The sequence below is a fragment of the Cryobacterium sp. TMT4-10 genome, assembly GCF_004403275.1.
Taxonomy (GTDB): Bacteria; Actinomycetota; Actinomycetes; order Actinomycetales; family Microbacteriaceae; genus Cryobacterium; species Cryobacterium shii.
Map to the genome: position 1 here is coordinate 36357 of NZ_SOGU01000101.1, position 20406 is coordinate 56762.

Annotated in this window: 15 protein-coding genes; 9 read left to right on the top strand and 6 right to left on the bottom strand. The window is 65.2% G+C overall.

What is annotated here, in order from left to right; all coding sequences use genetic code 11:
• Window positions 1-260: 260 nt before the first annotated feature.
• The 3 genes from E3T42_RS15630 to E3T42_RS15640 all read left to right on the top strand — a co-directional run bounded on the left by E3T42_RS15630 (window position 261) and on the right by E3T42_RS15640 (window position 7851).
• The gene (locus E3T42_RS15630; RefSeq protein WP_134403334.1) at window positions 261-3371 is read left to right on the top strand and encodes a hypothetical protein; all 3111 of its coding nucleotides are present in this window, start codon (window positions 261-263) and stop codon (window positions 3369-3371) included.
• A gap of 62 nt (window positions 3372-3433) precedes the next feature.
• Window positions 3434-5923, top strand: a complete 2490-nt coding sequence (locus tag E3T42_RS15635) for a glycosyltransferase (RefSeq protein WP_134403335.1) — start codon at window positions 3434-3436, stop codon at window positions 5921-5923.
• A 260-nt stretch (window positions 5924-6183) separates the two neighbouring features.
• Window positions 6184-7851: a hypothetical protein gene (locus E3T42_RS15640; RefSeq protein WP_134403336.1), complete on the top strand. Its 1668-nt coding sequence runs from the start codon at window positions 6184-6186 to the stop codon at window positions 7849-7851.
• Between the two features lie 33 nt (window positions 7852-7884).
• Here the strand turns inward: E3T42_RS15640 and E3T42_RS15645 are convergent, their stop codons facing one another.
• The 3 genes from E3T42_RS15645 to E3T42_RS15655 form a co-directional block, all read right to left on the bottom strand.
• Window positions 7885-8265 carry a DUF2304 domain-containing protein gene (locus tag E3T42_RS15645; RefSeq protein WP_134403337.1) on the bottom strand — a complete coding sequence of 127 codons (381 nt, stop codon included), beginning with the start codon at window positions 8263-8265 and terminating at the stop codon, window positions 7885-7887.
• Window positions 8262-8999 (bottom strand): glycosyltransferase family 2 protein, encoded by a 738-nt coding sequence (locus tag E3T42_RS15650; RefSeq protein WP_134403348.1) that lies wholly within the window; start codon window positions 8997-8999, stop codon window positions 8262-8264. Before E3T42_RS15650 ends, E3T42_RS15645 begins: the two co-directional genes overlap by 4 nt.
• A 74-nt stretch (window positions 9000-9073) precedes the next feature.
• Window positions 9074-9958, bottom strand: coding sequence for a glycosyltransferase family 2 protein (locus E3T42_RS15655; protein WP_198418104.1), 885 nt, complete (start codon window positions 9956-9958; stop codon window positions 9074-9076).
• A gap of 169 nt (window positions 9959-10127) precedes the next feature.
• On the opposite strand from E3T42_RS15655, the gene E3T42_RS16840 reads away from it, so the two are divergent.
• From E3T42_RS16840 to E3T42_RS15670, 4 genes are read left to right on the top strand one after another with little or no spacing between them, the layout of a single operon-like run.
• Entirely contained in the window at window positions 10128-11444 is a 1317-nt protein-coding gene (locus tag E3T42_RS16840; RefSeq protein WP_160141089.1) for a polysaccharide biosynthesis protein, read from the top strand.
• Window positions 11441-12448 carry a glycosyltransferase family 2 protein gene (locus E3T42_RS16845; protein ID WP_166805346.1) on the top strand — a complete coding sequence of 336 codons (1008 nt, stop codon included), beginning with the start codon at window positions 11441-11443 and terminating at the stop codon, window positions 12446-12448. The genes E3T42_RS16840 and E3T42_RS16845 overlap by 4 nt, the downstream gene beginning before the upstream one ends.
• A 35-nt stretch (window positions 12449-12483) precedes the next feature.
• The gene (locus E3T42_RS15665) at window positions 12484-14070 is read left to right on the top strand and encodes a DUF2142 domain-containing protein (protein ID WP_166805347.1); all 1587 of its coding nucleotides are present in this window, start codon (window positions 12484-12486) and stop codon (window positions 14068-14070) included.
• A complete protein-coding gene (locus tag E3T42_RS15670) occupies window positions 14063-15226 on the top strand; it encodes a glycosyltransferase family 4 protein (RefSeq protein ID WP_160141086.1) in 1164 nt (387 codons plus the stop codon). Before E3T42_RS15665 ends, E3T42_RS15670 begins: the two co-directional genes overlap by 8 nt.
• Here the strand turns inward: E3T42_RS15670 and E3T42_RS15675 are convergent.
• Genes E3T42_RS15675 through E3T42_RS15685 form a run of 3 tightly spaced genes read right to left on the bottom strand, consistent with a single transcriptional unit; the run spans window position 15202 to window position 18331 of the window.
• Window positions 15202-16305, bottom strand: a complete 1104-nt coding sequence (locus tag E3T42_RS15675) for a glycosyltransferase family 1 protein (RefSeq protein ID WP_134403341.1) — start codon at window positions 16303-16305, stop codon at window positions 15202-15204. The two genes, E3T42_RS15670 and E3T42_RS15675, sit on opposite strands and share 25 nt — an antisense overlap.
• The gene (locus tag E3T42_RS15680) at window positions 16302-17459 is read right to left on the bottom strand and encodes a hypothetical protein (RefSeq protein ID WP_134403342.1); all 1158 of its coding nucleotides are present in this window, start codon (window positions 17457-17459) and stop codon (window positions 16302-16304) included. Before E3T42_RS15680 ends, E3T42_RS15675 begins: the two co-directional genes overlap by 4 nt.
• The gene (locus tag E3T42_RS15685; protein ID WP_134403343.1) at window positions 17456-18331 is read right to left on the bottom strand and encodes a glycosyltransferase family 2 protein; all 876 of its coding nucleotides are present in this window, start codon (window positions 18329-18331) and stop codon (window positions 17456-17458) included. Before E3T42_RS15685 ends, E3T42_RS15680 begins: the two co-directional genes overlap by 4 nt.
• Before the next feature lie 58 nt (window positions 18332-18389).
• On the opposite strand from E3T42_RS15685, the gene E3T42_RS15690 reads away from it, so the two are divergent.
• Complete coding sequence (locus E3T42_RS15690; RefSeq protein WP_241976241.1) at window positions 18390-19559, top strand: glycosyltransferase family 2 protein; 1170 nt, start codon at window positions 18390-18392, stop codon at window positions 19557-19559.
• Window positions 19559-20406: glycosyltransferase family 2 protein (locus E3T42_RS15695; RefSeq protein ID WP_134403345.1), on the top strand; the 848-nt coding region annotated here is incomplete at its 3' end. The genes E3T42_RS15690 and E3T42_RS15695, both read left to right, overlap by 1 nt.

The window sequence follows — 20406 nt, forward strand, 5'->3', positions numbered from 1 at the left end:
AATCCGGATTCTGGATCGTTCGACGGCTGGGCTTTACTCCCGTATGTGATCGATAACGACGGCACATGCACCCTGACATTGACGTCACCGTCCGGCGAGAAGGTCGTGGCCGTCGCTGCTGCCTACCCGGATGCGACGCTGACCTACTGTGATCTGCTCAGAATTCCCGGTGATGAACTCTCCGGGGAATCGTGGACCGCGGTCGTAACTTACTCTTCTCCTGCATACGTAGGAGAGTCCAACTCCCTTGAGGTCAGTCGATGAAAACACGCCTGTTTCGTATCCTGACCGGCGCTGCCGCCGTCATCCTCCTCAGCAGCCTGCTGACTGCACTATCGGTCGTTCGGACGACTGATAGTGCTGCCGCCATGAGCGGCTCAGAGTTCCAGCCCGGGAACATCATCAGCGACCAGAACTTCTATAACGCTGGCTCCATGTCCGAAGCAGACGTCCAGGCATTCTTCACGTCCAAGAGCTGCTCGCCCAGAGACGGCGTTCCCTGCCTCAAGGACTACTCCGCGACGACGCGAACCATCGCCTCTCCTGAACAGGGGCACTGCGCGCAGTACACCGGCGGGACCGCGGAGTCGGCAGCACGAATCGTTTGGAAGGTGGCGCAGGCCTGCGGAATCAGCCCGGCCGTTCTCATCGTGCTTATGCAGAAGGAACAGTCGCTCCTGACGAATCCCAGTGCCTACGGGTACGAGCGCGCTATGGGCTGGGGCTGCCCTGACAGCGGCCCGAATTACAGTGCGAGCTGCGATGCAAACTACTTTGGGTTGTTCAACCAGGTCTACAAGTCCGCATGGCAATTTCGTCAGTACACCCTTTATCCCGTGAGTATCCCGGGGGGCGGCACAAGGCAGTACCGCGTCGGAAACGTCTACATTCAGTACCACCCGAACTCGGCGTGCGGTGGCGTGAACGTCAACATCCTGAACCAGGCCACGGCGAACTTGTACCTCTACACGCCTTATGTCCCCAATGCCGCTGCCCTCGGGAACCTGTATGGCACGGGGGACGGTTGCAGCGCCTACGGCAATCGGAATTTCTGGCGAATGTACTACGACTGGTTTGGGAACCCAACCAGCGCACAGGGCACTCCGGCTGGGCAAATCTCGAAAATGTCCGCGGTATCGAAGCGGATCACGCTCTCAGGGTGGGCCGTTGACCCGGACGCTTGGGGAACCGCGCTTGTTGTCGACGTTCAGGTGGATTCATCCTGGACCCGGCTCACCGCTAATGAAAGTCTTGCCAGCGTGGCGGTCCAGTTTCCCCAAGCAGGTCAAAACCACGGCTTTAGCGGAAGCATTGTGGCGACCAAGGGCGCGCACACGGTGTGCGTCTACGTGCAGAACGTCGGACTCGGGTCGGCTCTTAGTTTGGGCTGCCGCACGATCGTAGTGCCGGATGAATCCCCGGCCGGAGCCATCACGTCCCTGGACCCGATCGCCGCTGGGCTCACCGTATCCGGTTGGGCCGTGGACCCCGACGCGCTCGACCAGCCCGTTGTCCTCGATGCGCAAGTCGACTCGCGATGGTTCACCTGGACCGCCAACCGAGGCTCACAGGCAGGTGCCGACGCCTATCCGGGCGCTGGAACCAGCCACGGGTTCAGTCAGAGCGTGCCGGCTACCATCGGTGCGCACACCGTGTGCATCTATATGCGCAATCTGAACCTGGGTTCGTCCTCGGGGCTGGGATGCCGGACGATCGATGTGCCCGACACCGCTGCCCAGGGCAAGCTCGAAACTGCCACCGCGGTGGCCGGAGGCATCAGCCTCAAGGGATGGGCCGTCGATCCTGATGCCATCACGGCGCCGCTGAACGTTGACGTGCAGGTCAACTCCGCCTGGTACCGGTTGCCCGCATCGTCAGCGAACCCTGGCGCGGAGGCGGCGTTCCCCGGCTCGGGGACCAACCACGGCTTCGCCGGAACCGTCGTGGCGGCCACGGGAACGAATACCGTCTGCGTCTATGTCAAGAACGCGATCAGCGGAGGCCCGGATGCGTCCCTGGGCTGTCGGGTGTTGACCGTCGACGGAGGGCTCAGCATCGGGCCGGGGTCTCCGCAGGGAGCCGTGTCCAGTCTCACCGGTGAAGCCGGCGCGCTGGCTCTCACGGGTTGGGCCATTGACGGCGACGCTCCAACGGCGCCGGTCAAAGTCGACATACAGGTGGATGGTAAATGGCTCCTGTGGAATGCCGATAAGAGCGATCCGACGGCTCAGTCCAAGTTCGCGGGCGTTGGCCTGAACCACGGCTTCAGCGGTTCGATTCCCGTCTCCGCCGGCACTCACACCGTCTGCGTGTACCTGCAGAACGTCGGCCAGGGAAGCGCCGCCTCTCTCGGATGCAAGCAGACTGCGACGACGGGAACACCAGGCACTGTTGGCGGACCACCCCAGGGTGATCTCGTTACCGCCACTGGCGGACCAGGTTCGGTAACGCTGACCGGGTGGGCGGTCGACCCCGATATTCTCACGCAGCCGGCAAAGATCGATGTGCAGTTGGACGGCCAGTGGCTGCTGTGGGCCGCCGACCAGCCGTCAGCGGCCGCCGAGGCTGCCGTTCCGGGCGCGGGGCCTAACCACGGTTTCACGGGGAGCATTCCCGTGCCGGCTGGCAACCACACGGTCTGCGTCTACGTCCAGAACGTGGGCCAGGGCTCGTCGATATCGCTTGGATGCCGGGCGGTCGCAAGCACGGCTGCTGCGGTAGCGGGTGGCCCGCCAAAGGGGGCGATTCTCGGAGCCTCGGGTGGTGCCGGTGGGATTGCTCTCACGGGCTGGGCGGTTGACCCGGACGTTCTGACTCAGGCGGTCAAGGTCGATATCCAGGTCGACAGCCAATGGCTCATGTGGAACGCGGATCAGAACTACCCGACAGCCGACACGGCGTTTCCCGGCGCGGGAGCCGCCCACGGGTTCGGCGGCACAATCCCTGTCCCTGCCGGAAATCATACGATTTGCGTCTACCTCCAGAACGTTGGTCAGGGTTCGGCGGTTTCGCTCGGATGCCGGTCGGTCTCGACGACCGCTGCCGCAGGGATGGCAGGTTCACCGCAGGGTGCCCTGCAATCGGTGACTGGTGGCGTAGGTGGTGTCAGCCTGACCGGCTGGGCCGTTGACCCCGACATTCTGACGCAGGCCGTCAAGGTGGATGTTCAGATCGATAGCCAGTGGGTTCTGCTCACGGCCGATCAGGCCAATCCCGCCGCAGAATCACAGGTACCCGGATCTGGTACGAACCATGGGTTTGCCAGCACCATTCCGGCAAAGGCTGGAAATCACACCGTGTGCGTTTATCTGCAGAACGTTGGCGCGGGTTCGGCGACATCCCTCGGGTGCCGGGCGATCGCCACCTCGTAGCCGAGACTCGTAGCGCCAGTTGTTAGGCTTCTCTGGACCGTGTGACATGAAAGAGGATCCAAATGCCGATCATCCGAACGGGCGTTGTCTCCGTCGTTCTCGTCAACTTCCGAGGCGCAGACGACACGATCGAGGCACTTGAGCACCTCCGACAAGTCGACTGGCCCGCTGAACGTCTCGAAGTCATTGTCGTGGAAAACGGCTCCGCTGACGGGAGCGCGGCGCGAATTCGCGAAGCGGCCCCCTGGGCCATCGTGGTGGAGTCCAGCGAAAATCGGGGGTTCGCCGGCGGCTGCAATTTTGGCGTCAACGCGTCCTCGGGTGAATTCGTGGCCTTCCTCAATAGTGATGCGAAACCTGATTCCCAGTGGATCCGCGCCGCCATCGACACTTTCGGTGAAGACAGTCGGATCGGCGCCGTGGCGAGCAAAGTTCTCGATTGGGATGGTGACCTCGTCGATTACATTGACGCGGGACTCACCTGGTTCGGCATGGGCTATAAGCCATTGGTCGGCTGGCCCGCGCACGGCGAGGGAACCGATGCCAAGGATGTGCTCTTCGGCACGGGGTCGGCTATGTTCGTGCGCCGCAGCGTATTTGACGAAATCAGCGGGTTCGACGAACGCTTCTTCATGTTCTTCGAAGACGTGGACCTGGGGTGGCGTTTGAACCTGCGGGGATGGCGATACCGTTTCTCGCCGGCCTCCATTGCTTTTCACAAGCACCATGGGTCCGTCAGTAAATTCGGTTCGTTCAAGGAAACCTACTTCCTCGAACGCAATGCCCTCTTCGCGATGTACAAGAATCTGGGCCAGGAACAGCTCGACAAAGCGCTTCCGGCCGCGTTGTTGCTGGCGGCCCGCCGGGCGGTGTCCCGGGGAGGATTGGAATCGAGCGAGTTCGACTTCCGCAACCCTGGTGGTGACGCTGAAGGTGCCGCTTCGATCGGAAAGGATAGCCTCGCGGGTCTGTTCGCGCTCGACCAGTTCGTCGAACACCTCGCATCGCTGACCGCCTCCCGAGACGAGATTCAAGGTTCCCGGGTGCGATCTGACGCATCCATGCTGCCACTGTTTCGCAAGACCGATGCACCGAGCTTCAGTGGACCCGGCTTCCTGGAGGGCTATGAGAGTCTCATTCATGCTTTCGGAGTGCTGGACGCACCCCGCGCGACCCGCATCCTGATTTTGACCGGCGATCCCCTGGGTGTGAAACTGGCCGGCCCGGCGATCCGTGCATGGAATATGGCGCTCGCGCTGTCCTCGGAGCACGACGTGACACTGGTGACCCTGTCGACACTGGAGGAACTGGACGCACCTTTCACATTGAAGAAGCTGCGCCCCGGTGACAACCGCAATTTCGAGACGCTCGAACGCTGGGCGGATATCATCGTCTTCCAGGGTCACGCCATGGCGATCTTTGACGCGCTCCAGCACACGGACAAGATTGTCGTAGTCGACATCTATGACCCGATGCATCTCGAGCAGCTCGAGCAGGGGAGAGAACTGCCTCCCGCGACCTGGCAGAAGCAGGTTGCAGACGCCACGGCGGTCCTGAACGAGCAAATGACCAAAGGGGATTTCTTCCTTTGTGCCTCTGAGCGCCAGAGGCACTTCTACCTGGGGCAGTTGGCCGCACTGGGTCGCATCAACCCGGCCACCTATGCCTCGGATCCCGATCTCGAGTCCCTGATCGCCGTCGCTCCGTTCGGACTGAGCAGCACACCTCCCGAACACGTCGTTTCGGTGCTTAAGGGGGTTAGGCCAGGCATCGGCGCCGATGACAAGGTGCTCCTCTGGGCCGGGGGACTCTACAACTGGTTCGATCCCAAGACGCTGATCAAAGCTGTCTCCGACCTGTCTGGTCGCCGGCCGAACGTGCGACTGTTCTTCCAAGGGACCAAGCACCCTCACCCGGGCGTGCCCGAGATGGAAATCGTGAGCCAGTCCAGAGAGCTCGCCCGAAGTTTGGGTGCCCTCGACCACTCCGTGTTCTTCAACGAGTCCTGGGTCGAATATTCGGTTCGGCAGAATTTCCTCCTGGAAGCAGACGCGGGAGTGAGCACTCATTTCTCCCACGTAGAGACGACCTTCTCTTTCCGGACTCGTATTCTGGACTATCTCTGGGCGGAACTGCCCATGGTCGTTACTGAAGGGGACAGCTTCGCTGAGCTGATCGCAGCAGAAGGCTTAGGAATTGTGGTTCCGGCGACAGACACGGATGCCCTTTCTGTCGCGCTGGAGCGCATCCTTTTCGATGAAGAATTCATCGCTGAGGCCGTGTCCAATATTCGACGGGTTCGGGAACGGTTCTTCTGGGAACGGACATTGTCCCCTCTCGTGGACTTCGCTCGTAACCCCAGTCACGCAGCGGACCGGCGTGCGTTGGAGGTGCCGAAAACGAGCCTGATGAGGGCTTCGGGAAGGGCTCCGATGCGGAGGAAGCCCTACGGTATCCGGCACGATGTGGAGCTGGCACTTCACCACCTCAGGCACAGCGGGCCACGCGCGGTCGCGACAAAGATCGTCAATCGACTCAAGCGCCGCGCGTGATAAACAGGGCGGAAGTCGAAACGAATCACCCCAAAGCACCTGGAGCCACATCTCGTATGAACGGTCACTCACCAACCGACCTCACGTCCGGCCGTAGATCTGGGCAAGTTCCTGGTGTTCTCGTTGCCGGTGTCCTGGCTGCGGTCATCCTGGCCACCAGCGTGGCCATCGCATTCGGACTCCCCATCTGGGTCCAGGCGATTGCGTGCGCTCTCCCATGGGCCATCGTGCTGCGGGCCCGCGTCGGGGGCGCTCTGACGATGGCAACCCTGGTGCTGGTGCCGCTCCTCTGCGCACTTTACGAGATGATGGTTACCCGCGTTCTTGGGCTGCCGCTCGACCTGACTTTGGCAGCGGTGTTTGCGGTAGGCGGTTTCCTTGCAGTTGGTGGAATACTCCGAACGGGTGGCCGGCTGACGCTCCCATCAGGTGCCACCCTCGGGGTCTGGGCGGCTCCCTGGCTCGGTGCTGCAGTCTGGTTCGGGACGTTGATTGCGAGTCACCTAATTTCGGGGGCCTCAGCCCTCGCTTGGATCACACGTGGTGATTCCGCGAACAATCTTCTATTCGCACGCCTTATCGTCGAGAATAACGGCATCACGACGGGGGCTGCCGAGAACCCCGTGCCGCTGCCAGCTGGGCTCCTCGCGCTTGTCATGGCTTCGAACCGTCATGGGGTCTCTCTTGCGGCAACGGTTCGCAGCGACGTCGGGGCCTTCGCTCAGGTGTGGATGCTCCTGATCGCGCTGTCCTGTCTCCTGGCGGGTATCGCCGCTGCTTCGCTCGTTGAACGTCAACGTACGGTCATCGTGGCCCTGGTCGGCGCGGGAGCCTCACTGCTTCCTTTGTCCTGGTTCATTTCCGGAATCTCCCTCGAGTATGGTTTCGTCAACGTCAACGTCCTTCTGCCGGTTGTCCTAGCGGCGTGGATTGCCTATTCCAATGTCCGGGAACACCCTGACTGGGTTCTCGGGCTGCTGTGTGTGGCAGGGACGCTGGTGTTGGCGGTGTGGAGCCCCCTCGTTGTTGTTCCGGCAGCACTGGCGCTTATGGTTGTGATTCTGAAGTGGAAGGCGATCCTCGCGACGCGTGGGATTGCGCTGGTCCTCCTCGTCGCGGCCTTTTTCCAGTTGGCCGTGTACGGCATCACACTGACCTTGCCGACTTTCCTTGGCGAACGCGGATCCCTCGCTGCCGTCGGCGGGATCTACCCCTTCCCGCCGGCGCTCCTCGGGGCCCTCGTCTTGCTGATCATCTGCCTAGCCGCAGTTCGAGGCGGCCAAGATATATTCTGGGGGACGATGGCCCTCATTGCCGGGCTGGGAGCAGGCTTGGGAGTTCTCCTGTTTTCGAACCGTAGTCAGGCTACTTTGTGGGGCTACTACCCGCAGAAATTTCTCTGGTTGTTCGCCGTGGTGGTGCTCATCCTGGTGGCCGGATTCGCCGGAGATCTCATGGGTCGCGCGACGGGTCCAGGACCCTTGCGTTGGATCGCATTTGCCGCCCTGGCCGGAGCATTTGCAAGCACATTGAGTCTCACGAACTTCGTTTCGGGCTACGACGCCAAAAACGTTGTCGCCCGAGTCCTCACGGGCGATTCATTCGGGCAGGGCGACGCGGCTACTGAGCGGTTCCTCAAGCTCGCGGGCGAGCCTGCTCCGACCGTGCTCTGGCATTCGGGAGACGACAATGAGGGACAGATTAATTTCTGGCTCCTTCAAATCCTGTCCGAGGATCAGCCGGAAGACGGATTCCCCTTGCGTTACCTGGCCTACACCGCCGATCAGAAGGACATCGGCTCCCTCTGCTCGATCATCAAACTGACCGGGCCCGGCACCGTCGTGCTCACTGCAGAGAGCTCTCTCGCCGCGGATCTCGGTGCGGCTTGCCCCGCGGATGCCAAGAAGGTTGTCGTCAAAATGGATTAGATGCCTGGCCTGCCACCCGGACGGCAACCGTCGTTACGGCGTGTCACCTGCATCGGCGCGATGGGTGGCGGTTTCCAGTTGGGTGACCCGGTTCGCTAATAGGGCGGAATACTCGGCCAGCGCGCGGGTCTTTCCCTCCAGCTCGGTCAACTCAGCACTCTGCTGGATGCACACGAGGAACAGAATGAAGAGACTCACGAAGAAGACCAGGTTTGTCGGAACCTCGACCCCGACAGCGGCTGCCGTCCAAATGAGGACCTGAGGAAAAACCCCAATGACGAGGGCAAGCACACCGGCGATGATCCACCAGATAGCGTGACGCTCGCGCAACCGACGGCGGCGGAGCATCTCGGTGACCACGCCGAGGGCGAGCATTGCAGCTGCGATTCCAAGGATGTAACTGGCAATGGTCATGAACTGGTCACCTCGGTGGCTAGGGGGACGCGCGGTCGCATCAGAGCGATCATCAGGGCCATGCCGGCTCGACCGAGGTATGCCGCCGCCTTGAACGGGTTGTGGGAGGGGACGCCACCGGCGCGAGGGCGCATCGAAACGGGCAATTGGCGGATTGTGCATCCCGCCCGGGCCGCGATCACCAGCGACTCGATGGTGTCGCCCAGATACTCCGCCGGGTAGTGCTCGGCGAAAAGCCGCACTGCCCGAGGACCCGTCGCGCGGAAACCGGACGTTGTGTCGGTGAGTTTGGTCGCCGCGAGTGAACTGATAATTGTGGCCAGGACGATCATCGCCCATCTTCTTGGACCCTTGACTGAATAGTCGCCCTCACCGGCGAAACGCGCGCCGACGACCACATCAGCGGAATCGAGAGCGTCCACGAGCATTGCTACCCCGGACGGGTCGTGCTGACCGTCCGAATCAACCTGGACGACGTTTTGGAAGTCGTGGGCCAAGGCGTACTTAAAGCCGACCCGCATCGCGCCGCCCACGCCAAGGTTGAAGGGCAAACTGATCACCGTGGCACCGGCGAGTCTGGCACGCTCTGCTGTTCGATCGGTTGAGCCATCGTCAACGACGAGAACGCTGATGCCGGGGAGTTTCGAATAGACCTCGTCGACGACGGCCGCCACGGACTCCTCTTCGTTGAGGGCCGGCATCACGATCAACGTGTGCTTCAGAAGGGTCGTCATGAACAAAATCCTATCCAACAGGCCGGGTGGTGGCGGTCCCCGCGGTGGTCAACGGCTCGAGGCGGAGCCACGGATTACTTGCCGAAGACGTGACGGAGGAGTGCTTGGCGCCCCTGGGCGTTCCCCGAGCGGACCGCAGCCGGCAACTCGCTGAGCGCGTTCATCCGGGAAGTGAAGTGGATCCGCGCGGCGAGGGAAGCGCCGGTCCAACCCATCGTGCTGAAATCGCGGGACGATTCGGTGAAGAGCGTGCGTTCCTGGGCGAATTTCGACCCGTCCGGGCCGGTCATCGCCGAAACGCTCGCCGAATGCCTCCGGTAATTGAAGGTGACCTCGTCGTCGAGCACCAGGCTGCCCCCTCCCTTTACGATTTCGGCGAGCATGGCGAGGTCCTGGACGACGTCCAAATCAACCCGGAAACCATGTTTCCGCAGCTCGGAGGCTCGCCAGACCAAGGAGGGGAAATAAGTCCAGTTACCACGCATCAGGCTCGTGGCCAAAGCTGGACCCGAATACTCGCGGGCGCCGCGGCCGCGGAACTGATACCAGGATTTGGCGCGGTCCGCGAGCGGGAGGATCGGCCGGCCGTCGGTATCGATGACGGACACACCGCACTGAATGATGGACGAATCCGGGAATTCGTCGATCAACTCCTTGGTGCGGCGGACGAAGTTCGGCAGCATGATGTCGTCGCAGCCCATGATGACGGCGAATTCGCTCTGCATCAGCGATACGCATTTGCGGTAGTTTCGGCTTGGCCCGAGGTTCTCTTGATTGCGGATGTAGGTGATGCGATCGTCGCCCAGACCGCAGGCCCATTCGCCCGGGGCGAGGTCCGGGTAGACGTCGTCCACGATCACCATCCTCCAGTCCGGATTCGACTGCGCGCGCACGCTTTCGACCGCTTGCTGGAAGTGGTCGAAGCGCCCATAGAAGGGCATCATGATGTCGAATTTCACGGGGGTCTCTATCGGCTGGACTCGGGCGGTGGTTCATCAATCGTGTCACAGTTCACTGGACGAAAGGGGTCCCCGGCAGGGACCAGAAGACCCGGGGCGGCTTCGAGTCATCCCGGTCAGGTCGCTCCAGAGTAGAATCGGGCGGGTTTGGTAGCGCAGTGAAAGCAGGATGATGAAGCAACCATGGCGCACCTCAGACGAGGAGAAGACGGCCATGCCAGCGAGCGAAACAACCATTGGTGCCCGCGGTGCCTCGGGGATCGGTGTGGCATCCGCGATTGCGGCTGCGGCCGGTTTCCTCATCTCGCTGGTCGTCGCGCGCACCCTTTCCCCAGCTGACACTGCGCAATTCCTGATCTTCTGGGGCCTCCTTTTCGGCCTCTTCGGCACGCTTTCGGGTATTCAGAGCGAGACCACGCGTGCCGTGCGCAGTGCCGTTCTCGCGGATCGTGTCGGACGGGGCCGGACCTCGACGAGGGTGTTGCCCGCTGGTCTCATCGTCGGCGCGGTGGTGTCCGCAGCACTCCTCGCCTCATCCGCGCTGTGGGCCGAGAAGCTCTTCCCCGCAGGATCCCCATGGGTGATCATGGCGGTGGCGCTGGCCGGCTTCGCGTACTCCGGCCACGCCACCCTGGCCGGCGCGGCGGCGGGAAGCCAGAATTGGCGCCTCTACTCCTGGCTGATGGGCAGCGAGTCGCTTGTGCGCTTCCTCTGCGTCGTCGCTGTGGCCCTCACGACCGCAACTGTCGTGGGCGTCGAAGTGGCCTGCACCTTGGCGTCCCTCGTCTGGATCGTCTTCCTTGTGATTTCCCGCGAAGCCCGTGGGGCCATCCGAGCGAGATCGGACGTCGCGCTCCCCGCATTGCTTCGCCAGCACTCCTACGCGCTGGTTTCCGCGGCGGCAACAGCCGCGCTGATCGTCGGATTTCCCATCATGTTCAGCCTCACGTCCTCACCAGCGGCCGTCGCGTCGTCGGCCGGTTTACTGCTTGCCGTTCAGCTCACCCGTGCTCCGATTATGATCCCCCTCCAAGCTTTTCAGGGGGTGGCAATTGCGTCCTTCGTGAATCAGCGCGACCGGGGCCTCCGTGCCCTTGGGCGGCCGGTTGGGCTCATCATCGGGATCTCCGTCGTAGGGGCGGTTCTGGCGTGGTGGATTGGCCCGTGGCTGATGTTGATCTTTGGTCCCGGCTACGTCGTGGGAGGTGCCGTACTCGCGCTGTTGACCCTCGGCGCCGGGGGCATGGCGGTTCTTACCCTGACCGGAGCGGCCGCGCTGGCCTCAGGACTCCACCGTGTCTACACGCTCGGATGGATCGCGGCGACGTTCGCAAGCTTCGTCCTTCTTATGATTCCGGCCTCGTCGGATGTTCGGGTCACCCTGAGCCTGTGCGTGTCTCCTCTGATCGGGATTCTCGTGCATGGTCTTGGGATTCCCGTCGCAGGCGGCAGGCGGCAACCACCTCGGATCGAGGACGTAACGTGAGCGACGCACCCCGCCCCGTGCGATTCAGCGTGGTCATGCCCGCATTCAACTCCGTGGCGACCATTGGCCGCGCGATTCGGAGCGTCTTGGCACAGACCGAGATGGATTGGGAGTTGCTGATCGTCGACGACTCGTCGACGGATCGAACGGTCGACGCGGTGCGTGAACTGATGATCGCCTCACCGGAGGCTCAAATCCGACTCATCGTTCAGACGGAAAACCGGGGGGTGGCGGCGGCGCGCAACGCGGGCCTCGCGCACGCGACGGGGGACTATGTCACGTTCCTCGACAGCGATGACGAGTATTTGCATGACCATCTCGCCATCTTTGCTGTGGAGCTTACGCCGGAGATCGACATCGTTATCGGTGGACGCGAGATCGTCAGGACTGACGGTTCCGTGGACCATGCCGCGTCCCGGGGTATCGGAGTCTGGTCCGGCAGGGAAGCGGTCCGCCAGGCCATGCTGGACCGCCTCACCCCCTTCCCGTGGGACAAGGTGTTTCGACGCAGCCTCTTTGACACGGTGCGTTTTCCAGAAGGAGCCGCCCGCTTCGAGGATATGGTCACGAATATCGTTCTCTATTCACACGCCCGAATGGTCAAGGCGGTTGCCACACCTACCTACCGCTATTTCATCAGCGGTCAATCGCTCACCTGGGGGAGAGTGCCGACCCTCGCCGACACAACCGTGGCACTTGACTACCTGGCGACCCACCTTCGACACGAGTTCACCGTCGGCATGTACGCGAATCCCTTGCGCTCGATGCGCACGCTGATTTCGCTGCTGGTCGCGCAGACAGCCATCTCAAGGGGACACACCTCTGCCGAGGCGCGCAATTCCGTGCGACAGTGCCGACGTGCCGTTCGAGTTCCGGACGTGTGGGCAACCCTTCGGGCCGAACCGCGACTGGGAATTGCTGCGCTGCTCTTCAAGACGGCGCCCAGCGTGTACACGGCGGCCTACCGCCGTCATGTCAAACGAGCCTTCGGAATGACCGCCTGATGCGTCCAATGGCTCCCGGCGCACCCCGTGTCCTGATGCCCAGATCTGTCTTCTGGTTTGCCTTCGTGATCATGTCAGCCCTCTCGATCCTGTGGGCGCTTGCCAGCCCAATTTTCTCTGTTCCCGACGAGAATGCTCATGCTACGAAGGCAATCGCCCAGGTTCGCGGGCAGGTCATCGGCTATCACGTTCCGGGCATCAAACACACAGTCGTGGATTTGCCGGCCGAGTATTCGTACGACCCGCAGATTCAGTGCTTCGTGTTTCAGTCTGCACAGCCGGCGGATTGCGGGGTGGAACTCGGGGATCCGGGTGGGGCCTTGTGGTTCAACACTTGGGTGGGTGCCTACAACCCGCTGTATTACTACGCTGTCGGCTGGCCCAGCCTGATCTTCGACGGCTCAACCGGAATCTACGCGATGCGCATTGTCAGCGGGCTGCTCTGTTCTGTGTTCGTCGCGTGGGCCTTCCAGACCGCCATGTCGGTCCGACGCGCGCGGTGGATGCCGCTCGGATTGGCCTTTGCCGCTGCGCCGATGGTTGTGTATCTCTTTGGCGCCGTAAACCCAAACGGGATCGAGATCGCTGCGACGCTGGCCCTGTGGGTATCCCTTTTGAGGCTGCTTCAACAGCTCGATGGGCGAAATCTGGGGACGGTATCCACCTTGAGTCGCGGATATCTGTGGTTCATCGTGACGATTTCCGCAATCGTCCTTGCTACGGCGCGTGCCCTTGGACCGCTCTGGCTGGTCGTCGTCGTCGGGCTCTGCTTCCTCGCGGGTGGGTGGCTGCCCGTGAAAAGACTCTTCACGACGGGGTCCAGCTATCTTTGGCTCACCCTGGTTGCGGCGGGTTCCCTGTTCTCAATTCTTTGGACCCTTGGCGGCGGAAGTCTGTCCAGTCAAGCCGACAAGTCCGATGCCCCTCTCGTGGGGGCGTCGTTCGTGCAGGGGTTCGTCTACGTCCTGCGCAACACCCCGAATTTCGTCAAGCAGGCAATGGGGTACTTCGGCTGGTTCGACGCGCCACTTCCCGCCTACGCCTATTGGCTGCTCGTCTCCGCGATCAGTCTTCTCGTGGTCCTGGCATTCGCGGTGGCACGGCGGAGGAACCTGATCACTTTGGCTTCGGTTACGGCCGCTTCTATCTTGGTGCCGGCGTTTCTGCAGGGGTACAGCGTCTCCCAGACCGGCATCATCTGGCAGGGCCGGTACGGACTCTTCCTGTATCTCGGGGTGGTCATCGTCGCGGCCGTGGTTCTCTCCGGATCTGAGGGCGCCGGGTTGGCCTTCCTGTCGACCCGGGTCATCTGGGTGGCGCTTGGTTCCATCGTGCTGTATGGCACGGTGGCCTACTTTATTGTTCTGCAGCGTTACGTCGTTGGGACGGAGCTGCCGGTCAGCGCCATGTGGAGGGAACCTGCCTGGCAGCCGCCGCTCGGCTGGCCGACGCTCGTGGTGCTCTACGGCCTCGTCTCACTCCTCTTCCTGATGTGGTCGGGCCGGCTGGCCATGAGGTCCGCCCGGGCCGACGATGAAGCCGAGGCCTACGAGGCCTACGAGGCCAACGAGGCCAACGAGGCCGCGGTCCCCGAACCGGAGACCGAGACCGTCCGTGGCTGAACCGCGAGTCGCGGTCGCGTTCGACTGCCTGTTCCCGGTCAACACTGGCGGCGGCGAACGCGTGTACCGCCGCCTGGCGGAACTCTTCGTGGAGCGAGGATGCCCCGTCGACTATGTCACCCGCCGGCAGTGGGCGGCGGAGGCGCCCCCGGCGGCGTCCTTCTCCCTCGTTCCGGTGTGGCGGGGCGACATCTACGACGCCGGCGGCACCCGCACCCCGCGGAGCGCGGTCGCGTTCGCCTGGGCACTGTTTCGCCACTTCCTCCGCCAGCGCGGAAGCTACGACGTCGTCGTCGTGAGCACGCTGCCGGTGCTGAACCTGTTCGCGGTGCGGCTGGCCCTCCTCGGCACGCACGCGTTCGTGGTCGCCGACTGGCTCGAGGTCTGGCCGTGGCCCAAATGGCGGCAGTACGCCGGCGCGATGTCCGGAGCGATCGCCTTCCTGCTGCAGTCGGTGGGCATCCGTCTCGGTGACCTGCACACCGTCAACAGCGAGTTCACCGGAGCCCGCCTGCGCCGCTACCGGCGGCGCGCGCAGCCGGTCACTCTGGGCCTGGTCGATCTCGTCGGCGACGAGCCCGGGGCCACGACCGAACGACCGGCCGACCCGTACCTGCTCTTCGTGGGCCGCCACATCGCCGACAAACGTCTGATCGACCTGGTGCCGGCCCTGCGGGAGGCTCGCAGCCGGATTCCGGCCCTGCGCGCGGTCATCGTGGGCACGGGACCCGAAACGCCCCGGGTGGTCGCGCGGGTCGGCGCACTCGGCCTCGACTCCGCGGTCGACGTGCGAGGCCGGGTCAGCGACGAAGACCTCAGAAGCCTCGTGCAGGGTGCCCGGGTGCTGGTCAACCCATCCCGACGCGAAGGCTTCGGCCTGGTCGTGGTGGAGGCGGCCACGTTCGGCACGCCCAGCGTGGTGGTGGCCGGCCCCGACAACGCGGCCGCCGAACTGGTCGTCGACGGCGTGAACGGATACGTCGCCGCATCCGTGGCCCCCGTCGAACTCGGCGCGGCCATCGTGCGGGCGGTCGAGGCCGGAGAGCCGCTGCGCCGCTCCACCCTCGACTGGTTCCAGCGCGAGCGGGTCAGCCACGGTCTGGGCGCCTCGGTCGACGAAATCCTGGCGCGCTACCGCTCGGCGAGAACCCGCTGAAGCGACGCCACGGTGTCCCGGGCGGTCCGGCCCCACGAAAAGGTGCGGGCCCGGTCCCGGCCTCGTTCTGACATGCGGGCCAGCTCGGCCGGGTCGTCGAGCAGGCCGGACAGCGTCGCGGCGAGGGCTTCGGCGTCCTGCGGCGCCACGTAGACGGCCGCCTCCCCGGCGACCTCGTGCAGCACCGGGATGTCGGAGCAGACCACCGGGCAGCCCCGGGACATGGCCTCCAGCACCGGCAGGCCGAAGCCCTCGAACAGGGTCGGGAACACGATCAGGCTCGACTCGGCGTAGAGCCGGTCGAGCTCCTCCGCGCTCAGCCAGCCCCGCAGTGTCACCCAGGGCGCCAGGCCGAGCCGGGCCACGACGGGGGTCAGGGGGTCGTCGCCGTGGCTGCCGGTGACGACGAGGTGCGGCCGCGATTCGGCGGGCACCAGGGCGAGGGCCTCCAGCAGCAGGGGGAAGTTTTTGTGCGGCATGCGGTTGCCCACGGCCAGCAACCGGCGCGGCAGCCGGGGGAGTGGCGCCGCTGCCGTGCCGGAATCCGCGTCCGCGTCCTGGCCCGCGAGCGGCACCACGTCGATGCGGGCGGGCGGCACCCGGAGGTAGCGGACGATGTCATCCGCCGAGGCGACGCTGACGGTGAGAACGCGGCGTGCGCCGTGCGCCGCCACCCGGATCATGGTGCGGAGAATGCGCGAGTACGCGCCGGGCACGTATTCCGGATGCCGGAACGGCAGCAGGTCGTGCACGGTCAGCACCACGGGCACCCGCGACCAGGCCGGACCGAGGTTGGCCGGACAGTGCACCAGATCGGCGCGCTGCCGCCGGGCCGCGCGGCCGACGGAGAAGAGCTCGCCGCGGGCCCAGGCGATCCGGTTCTCGCCGCTGATGCCCGAGTCGACGATCTCGCCCGGAAACCAGGGGGCACCCGCGACCGCCAACTCGCTCGACGCGAGGCCGACGAATTCGATCCCGTCGGCACCGGGCTCGATCCGGCTGTACACCTCCCGCACGTACGACTCCATGCCGCCCTTGCGGCCGGTGAAGAAGAGCAGGTCGACGAGGACGCGGCTCATACTGCGGCCGCCACGACCAGTGCGGCGGCGCGCACCCGTCGGCGCCGTGCGAGCTCGTAGAGCACGGCCGACGCCAGCTCGGCGATGAGGAGACCCAGGAACACGGCGGACAGGCTGTGCAGCGCCAGGCCGATCCCGGCGAGGGCGAACGCCATCACGGAGACGGCTGCGCGCAGCCCGGTGAGCAGCCGCACCTCGCCCATCCGGCGCAGCGCGGCGAACGGAATGGTCGTGGCGAGTGACGCGGCCCGCCAACCGCACGCGAGCACGAGCGACAGGATGGCGGCAGAGCTGGTCCAGACGCTGCCGAAGATAAAGCCGAGCACCCCGGTGCGCTCCAGCGCCACCAGCACCACGACTGCTGCGAGCACCGCGCCGGCGGACACGACGATGTCGAGGCGGGAGTGCTCCTTGAGCAGGCGCAGCCGCATGAAGTTCAGGGGGATCGCGAGCAGGCCGGACACCGTCGCGATCGCGGTGAACAGCACCGCGTCGCCGGGCCCGATCAGCGTCAGGATCATGGCGTTCAGGAGCGGGTAGATCACGCCGGTGATCGCCGTGTCGGCCACCACCCAGCCCATCACGGCCGGCTCCGGACGGCTGGCCCGATGGGTCACCGGCAGGCAGCGCACCAGCGTCGCCAGCGCGATGCCGGCCACCAGGGGGATCAGCGCCCAGTCCTGGCCGGTGAACGCGGCCGCCACGCCGCCGAGGGCGCCGAGCCCCACCGCGACGGATGCCCAGATCTCCCGCAGGTCCAGACGCTCGGCGACCGAGACGCCCCGCCCGACTTCCAGGGCGGCGATCAGCAGCGGCAGGCCGAGGCAGAGCACGACCGGGTTCGTCGCGTTAAGCGCGATCACCGAGGCGGCGACCAATGCCAGACCGGCCAACCAGAGCGGGAACACCACCCGGCGTTCGGTGGCCGCCGAACTGAGCCGGGACTCGAGCACGACCGCGAAGGTCAGCTGGCCGGCGAAGGTGGCCACCATTACCGCCACGGCAATCACGCCCTGCTCCGGCCGGCTGAACAGCCGGGACGAGATCGCGACCGTCGCCGCGGGGATGACGGCCAGGGATACGCCGCCGAGCAGGGTGATCAGGCTCAGGGTGGCCCGCCGCAGTCGGAGCGGCGAGGGCAGGTCGGCCGTCACCGGGTCACCGCGGTGAGCGTGCCGGCGGCGCCGAGGGTTCGACCGAGCATTCCCTCGAGGCGACCCAGGAACACCCACCAGCCGTCGATGAGGGCGTTCGTCCCGCGATTGCGCAGTCCGAAGAACAGGCCGCCGCCGAGGAACGCGAACCGCCACCAGAGCGGATACCGCCAGCGGGTGACGAGGCGACCCAGCCCCCGGCCGTAGCCGCGCAGCTTGTGCCGTCGTTCCGCGCTGCTGAGCCCGCTCGGGTCGCTGACCCCGCCCACGGTGAGCGCGGCCGGCTGCCACGCGAACCCGGAGTGCTGCCCGGTGCGGATCAGCTTCAGGAGCAGGTCCGTGGCCTCCCCGGCCTGCCAGGGTGTCGGGGCTCCTGTGCCGATCTCCGGGTCGAAGCCGCCGAGCCGGTCGAACACGGTGCGCCGGATCAGGATGCCCATCTCGATCACGCTCCACACCGTCCACCGGGTCAGGGTCGCACCGGGCTCGGGCAGCACGAACTTGGGCCCGTTCTCGTCGACCACGGTGAGGGCGCCCGCTCGGAAGTCCTCGGGGAGGAGCCGCATCCGTTGCAGCGTGCCGGGTGGGTACCAGGTGGTGTCATTGGGAAAATTGAGCAGCAGGTCGCGGCCCGCCGGCAGAGCGGCGACGCCCGCGTTCCGGCCGCGGGCCGCCCCGGGCGGCGACGTCGTGACGGTGATCCGCATGCTGTCCGAGCGGTAGGCGGATGCGAGTGCCTCCACCGCGGGCAGGTTGCGCTGGGCGACCACGACGAGGGTGTCACCCGCTGAAAGCTGCCCGGACAGGGAATCAAAGAGTCGCTTCAGGCTCTCGACACGGCCGAGCGTCGACACCACCAGTCCTAAGTCCACACAGCACATTCTGTACGATGAGGGGGCCAGACCAACAATGACAGGACTCGCACCGAGCATGACAATCACCGAAACAATTGAACTCTCGATCCTGATGCCGTGCCTCAACGAGGCAGAAACGCTCGCGGTCTGCATTGACAAGGCCCAGGGGTACCTGCGGCGGAGCGGCATCGCCGGCGAGGTCCTGATCGCCGACAACGGCAGCACCGACGGGTCGCAGCAGATTTCCGAGGCCCACGGGGCCCGGGTGGTGGACGTCGCGGAGAAGGGCTACGGCAGCGCCCTGATCGGCGGAATCGAGGCCGCCCGTGGCACGTACGTGATCATGGGCGACGCCGACGACAGCTACGACTTCAGCGAGCTCGACGGCTTCGTCGAGCGGCTCCGCGCGGGCGACGAACTGGTCATGGGTAACCGCTTCCGCGGGGGCATCGCAGCCGGTGCCATGCCGCCGCTGCACAAGTACCTCGGCAACCCGGTGCTGTCCTGGATCGGGCGTTCCCTGTTCCGCTCGCCGATCAAGGACTTCCACTGCGGGCTGCGCGGCTTCAACCGCCAGTCCATGCTCGCCCTGAAATTGCAGACGTCGGGGATGGAGTTCGCCAGCGAGATGGTCGTCAAATCCACCCTGGGCGGGTCCCGGGTGAGCGAAGTGCCCACCACCCTCAAGAAAGACGGCCGCAGCCGTCCGCCCCACCTGCGCAGCTGGCGTGACGGCTGGCGCCACCTGCGCTTCCTGCTCATCTTCAGCCCGCGCTGGCTGTTCCTGATCCCCGGCAGCGTCGCGTTCCTGATCGGCTTCCTCGGCACCATCCTGCTCGGCTTCGGACCCGTCGTGGTGGGGGAAGTGGGCTTCACCTATGCCAGCCAGATCTACCTGGCCGCGCTGGCGGTGGTCGGCTACCAGGCCTTCCTGTTCGCCCTGCTGACCAAGATCTACGCCCAGCACGAGGGGTTTCGTATCCCGCGCAGCCGCAACTTCGAGCGACTCGAGAAACGCATCAGCCTCGAGAGCGGCGCCATCCTCGGCGTCGTGCTCTTCCTGATCGGCCTGGGCATCGCCCTGACCCAGCTGGTCGGCTGGGCGGCCGGCGGCTACGGCGCGCTGGAGGCCGGCGCCACCGTGCGGGTGGCCATCCCCTCGGCCCTGCTGATGATGCTGGGCTCGCAGACGGTGATGGCCGGCCTGTTCCTCGGGGTGCTCTCGGTCGGTCTGAAGCGACGCTGATGGCCCGCCCGACCGGTTCCGCCTCGCGTGCGCCCGCGGCATCCGTGCCCCGCGTGTCAGTGGCGCTCTGCACCTACAACGGCTCCGAATTCATCGAGGAACAGCTGCGCAGCATCCTGGACCAGAGCGCGCCCGCCGATGAGATCGTCGTGTCCGACGACGGCTCCACCGACGACACCCCGGCCGAGGTGGAGCGCGTCTTCGCCGCCTGGCAGGGCGAGCATCCGGGGCAGGCCGTGACGCTGCGCATGATCCGCAACCCGGCGCCGCTCGGCGTCACCTGGAACTTCGAGCAGGCGCTCGCCGCGTGCACGGGCGAGTTGATCGCCCTCAGCGACCAGGACGACGTGTGGCCCCCGGAACGGCTGGCCCTGCTGGCCGCCGAGTTCGCGTCCCGGCCGCCGCTGCAGCTGCTGCACACGGATGCCCGCCTCGTCGACGAGGCCGGCCGGCCGACGGGCCGCACCCTGCTCGCCACCCTGGGGGTGTCCGCCGCCGACCAGGCCGCGGAACATCGGGGGCACGCCCTCGACCTGCTGCTGTGCCGCAACATCGTCACCGGCGCCACGGCGATGCTGCGCCGCGACCTCGTGCAGCAGGCGCGCCCGTTCCCGGCCGCCTGGGTGCACGACGAGTGGCTCGCGATCGTGGCCGCCGCGACCGGGGAGGTCGACCTGCTCGAAATCCCTTTGCTGGACTACCGTCAGCACGCGGGCAACCAGATCGGCGCCTCCAGCCTCGACGCCGCCGGCAAGCTGGGCCGGCTGCGGGCGCCGCGCACGGCCCGCAACGCCCGCCTGCTGGCCCGCGCCCAGGCCCTGCAGGAGCGGGCCGCGCTGCTGCAGCC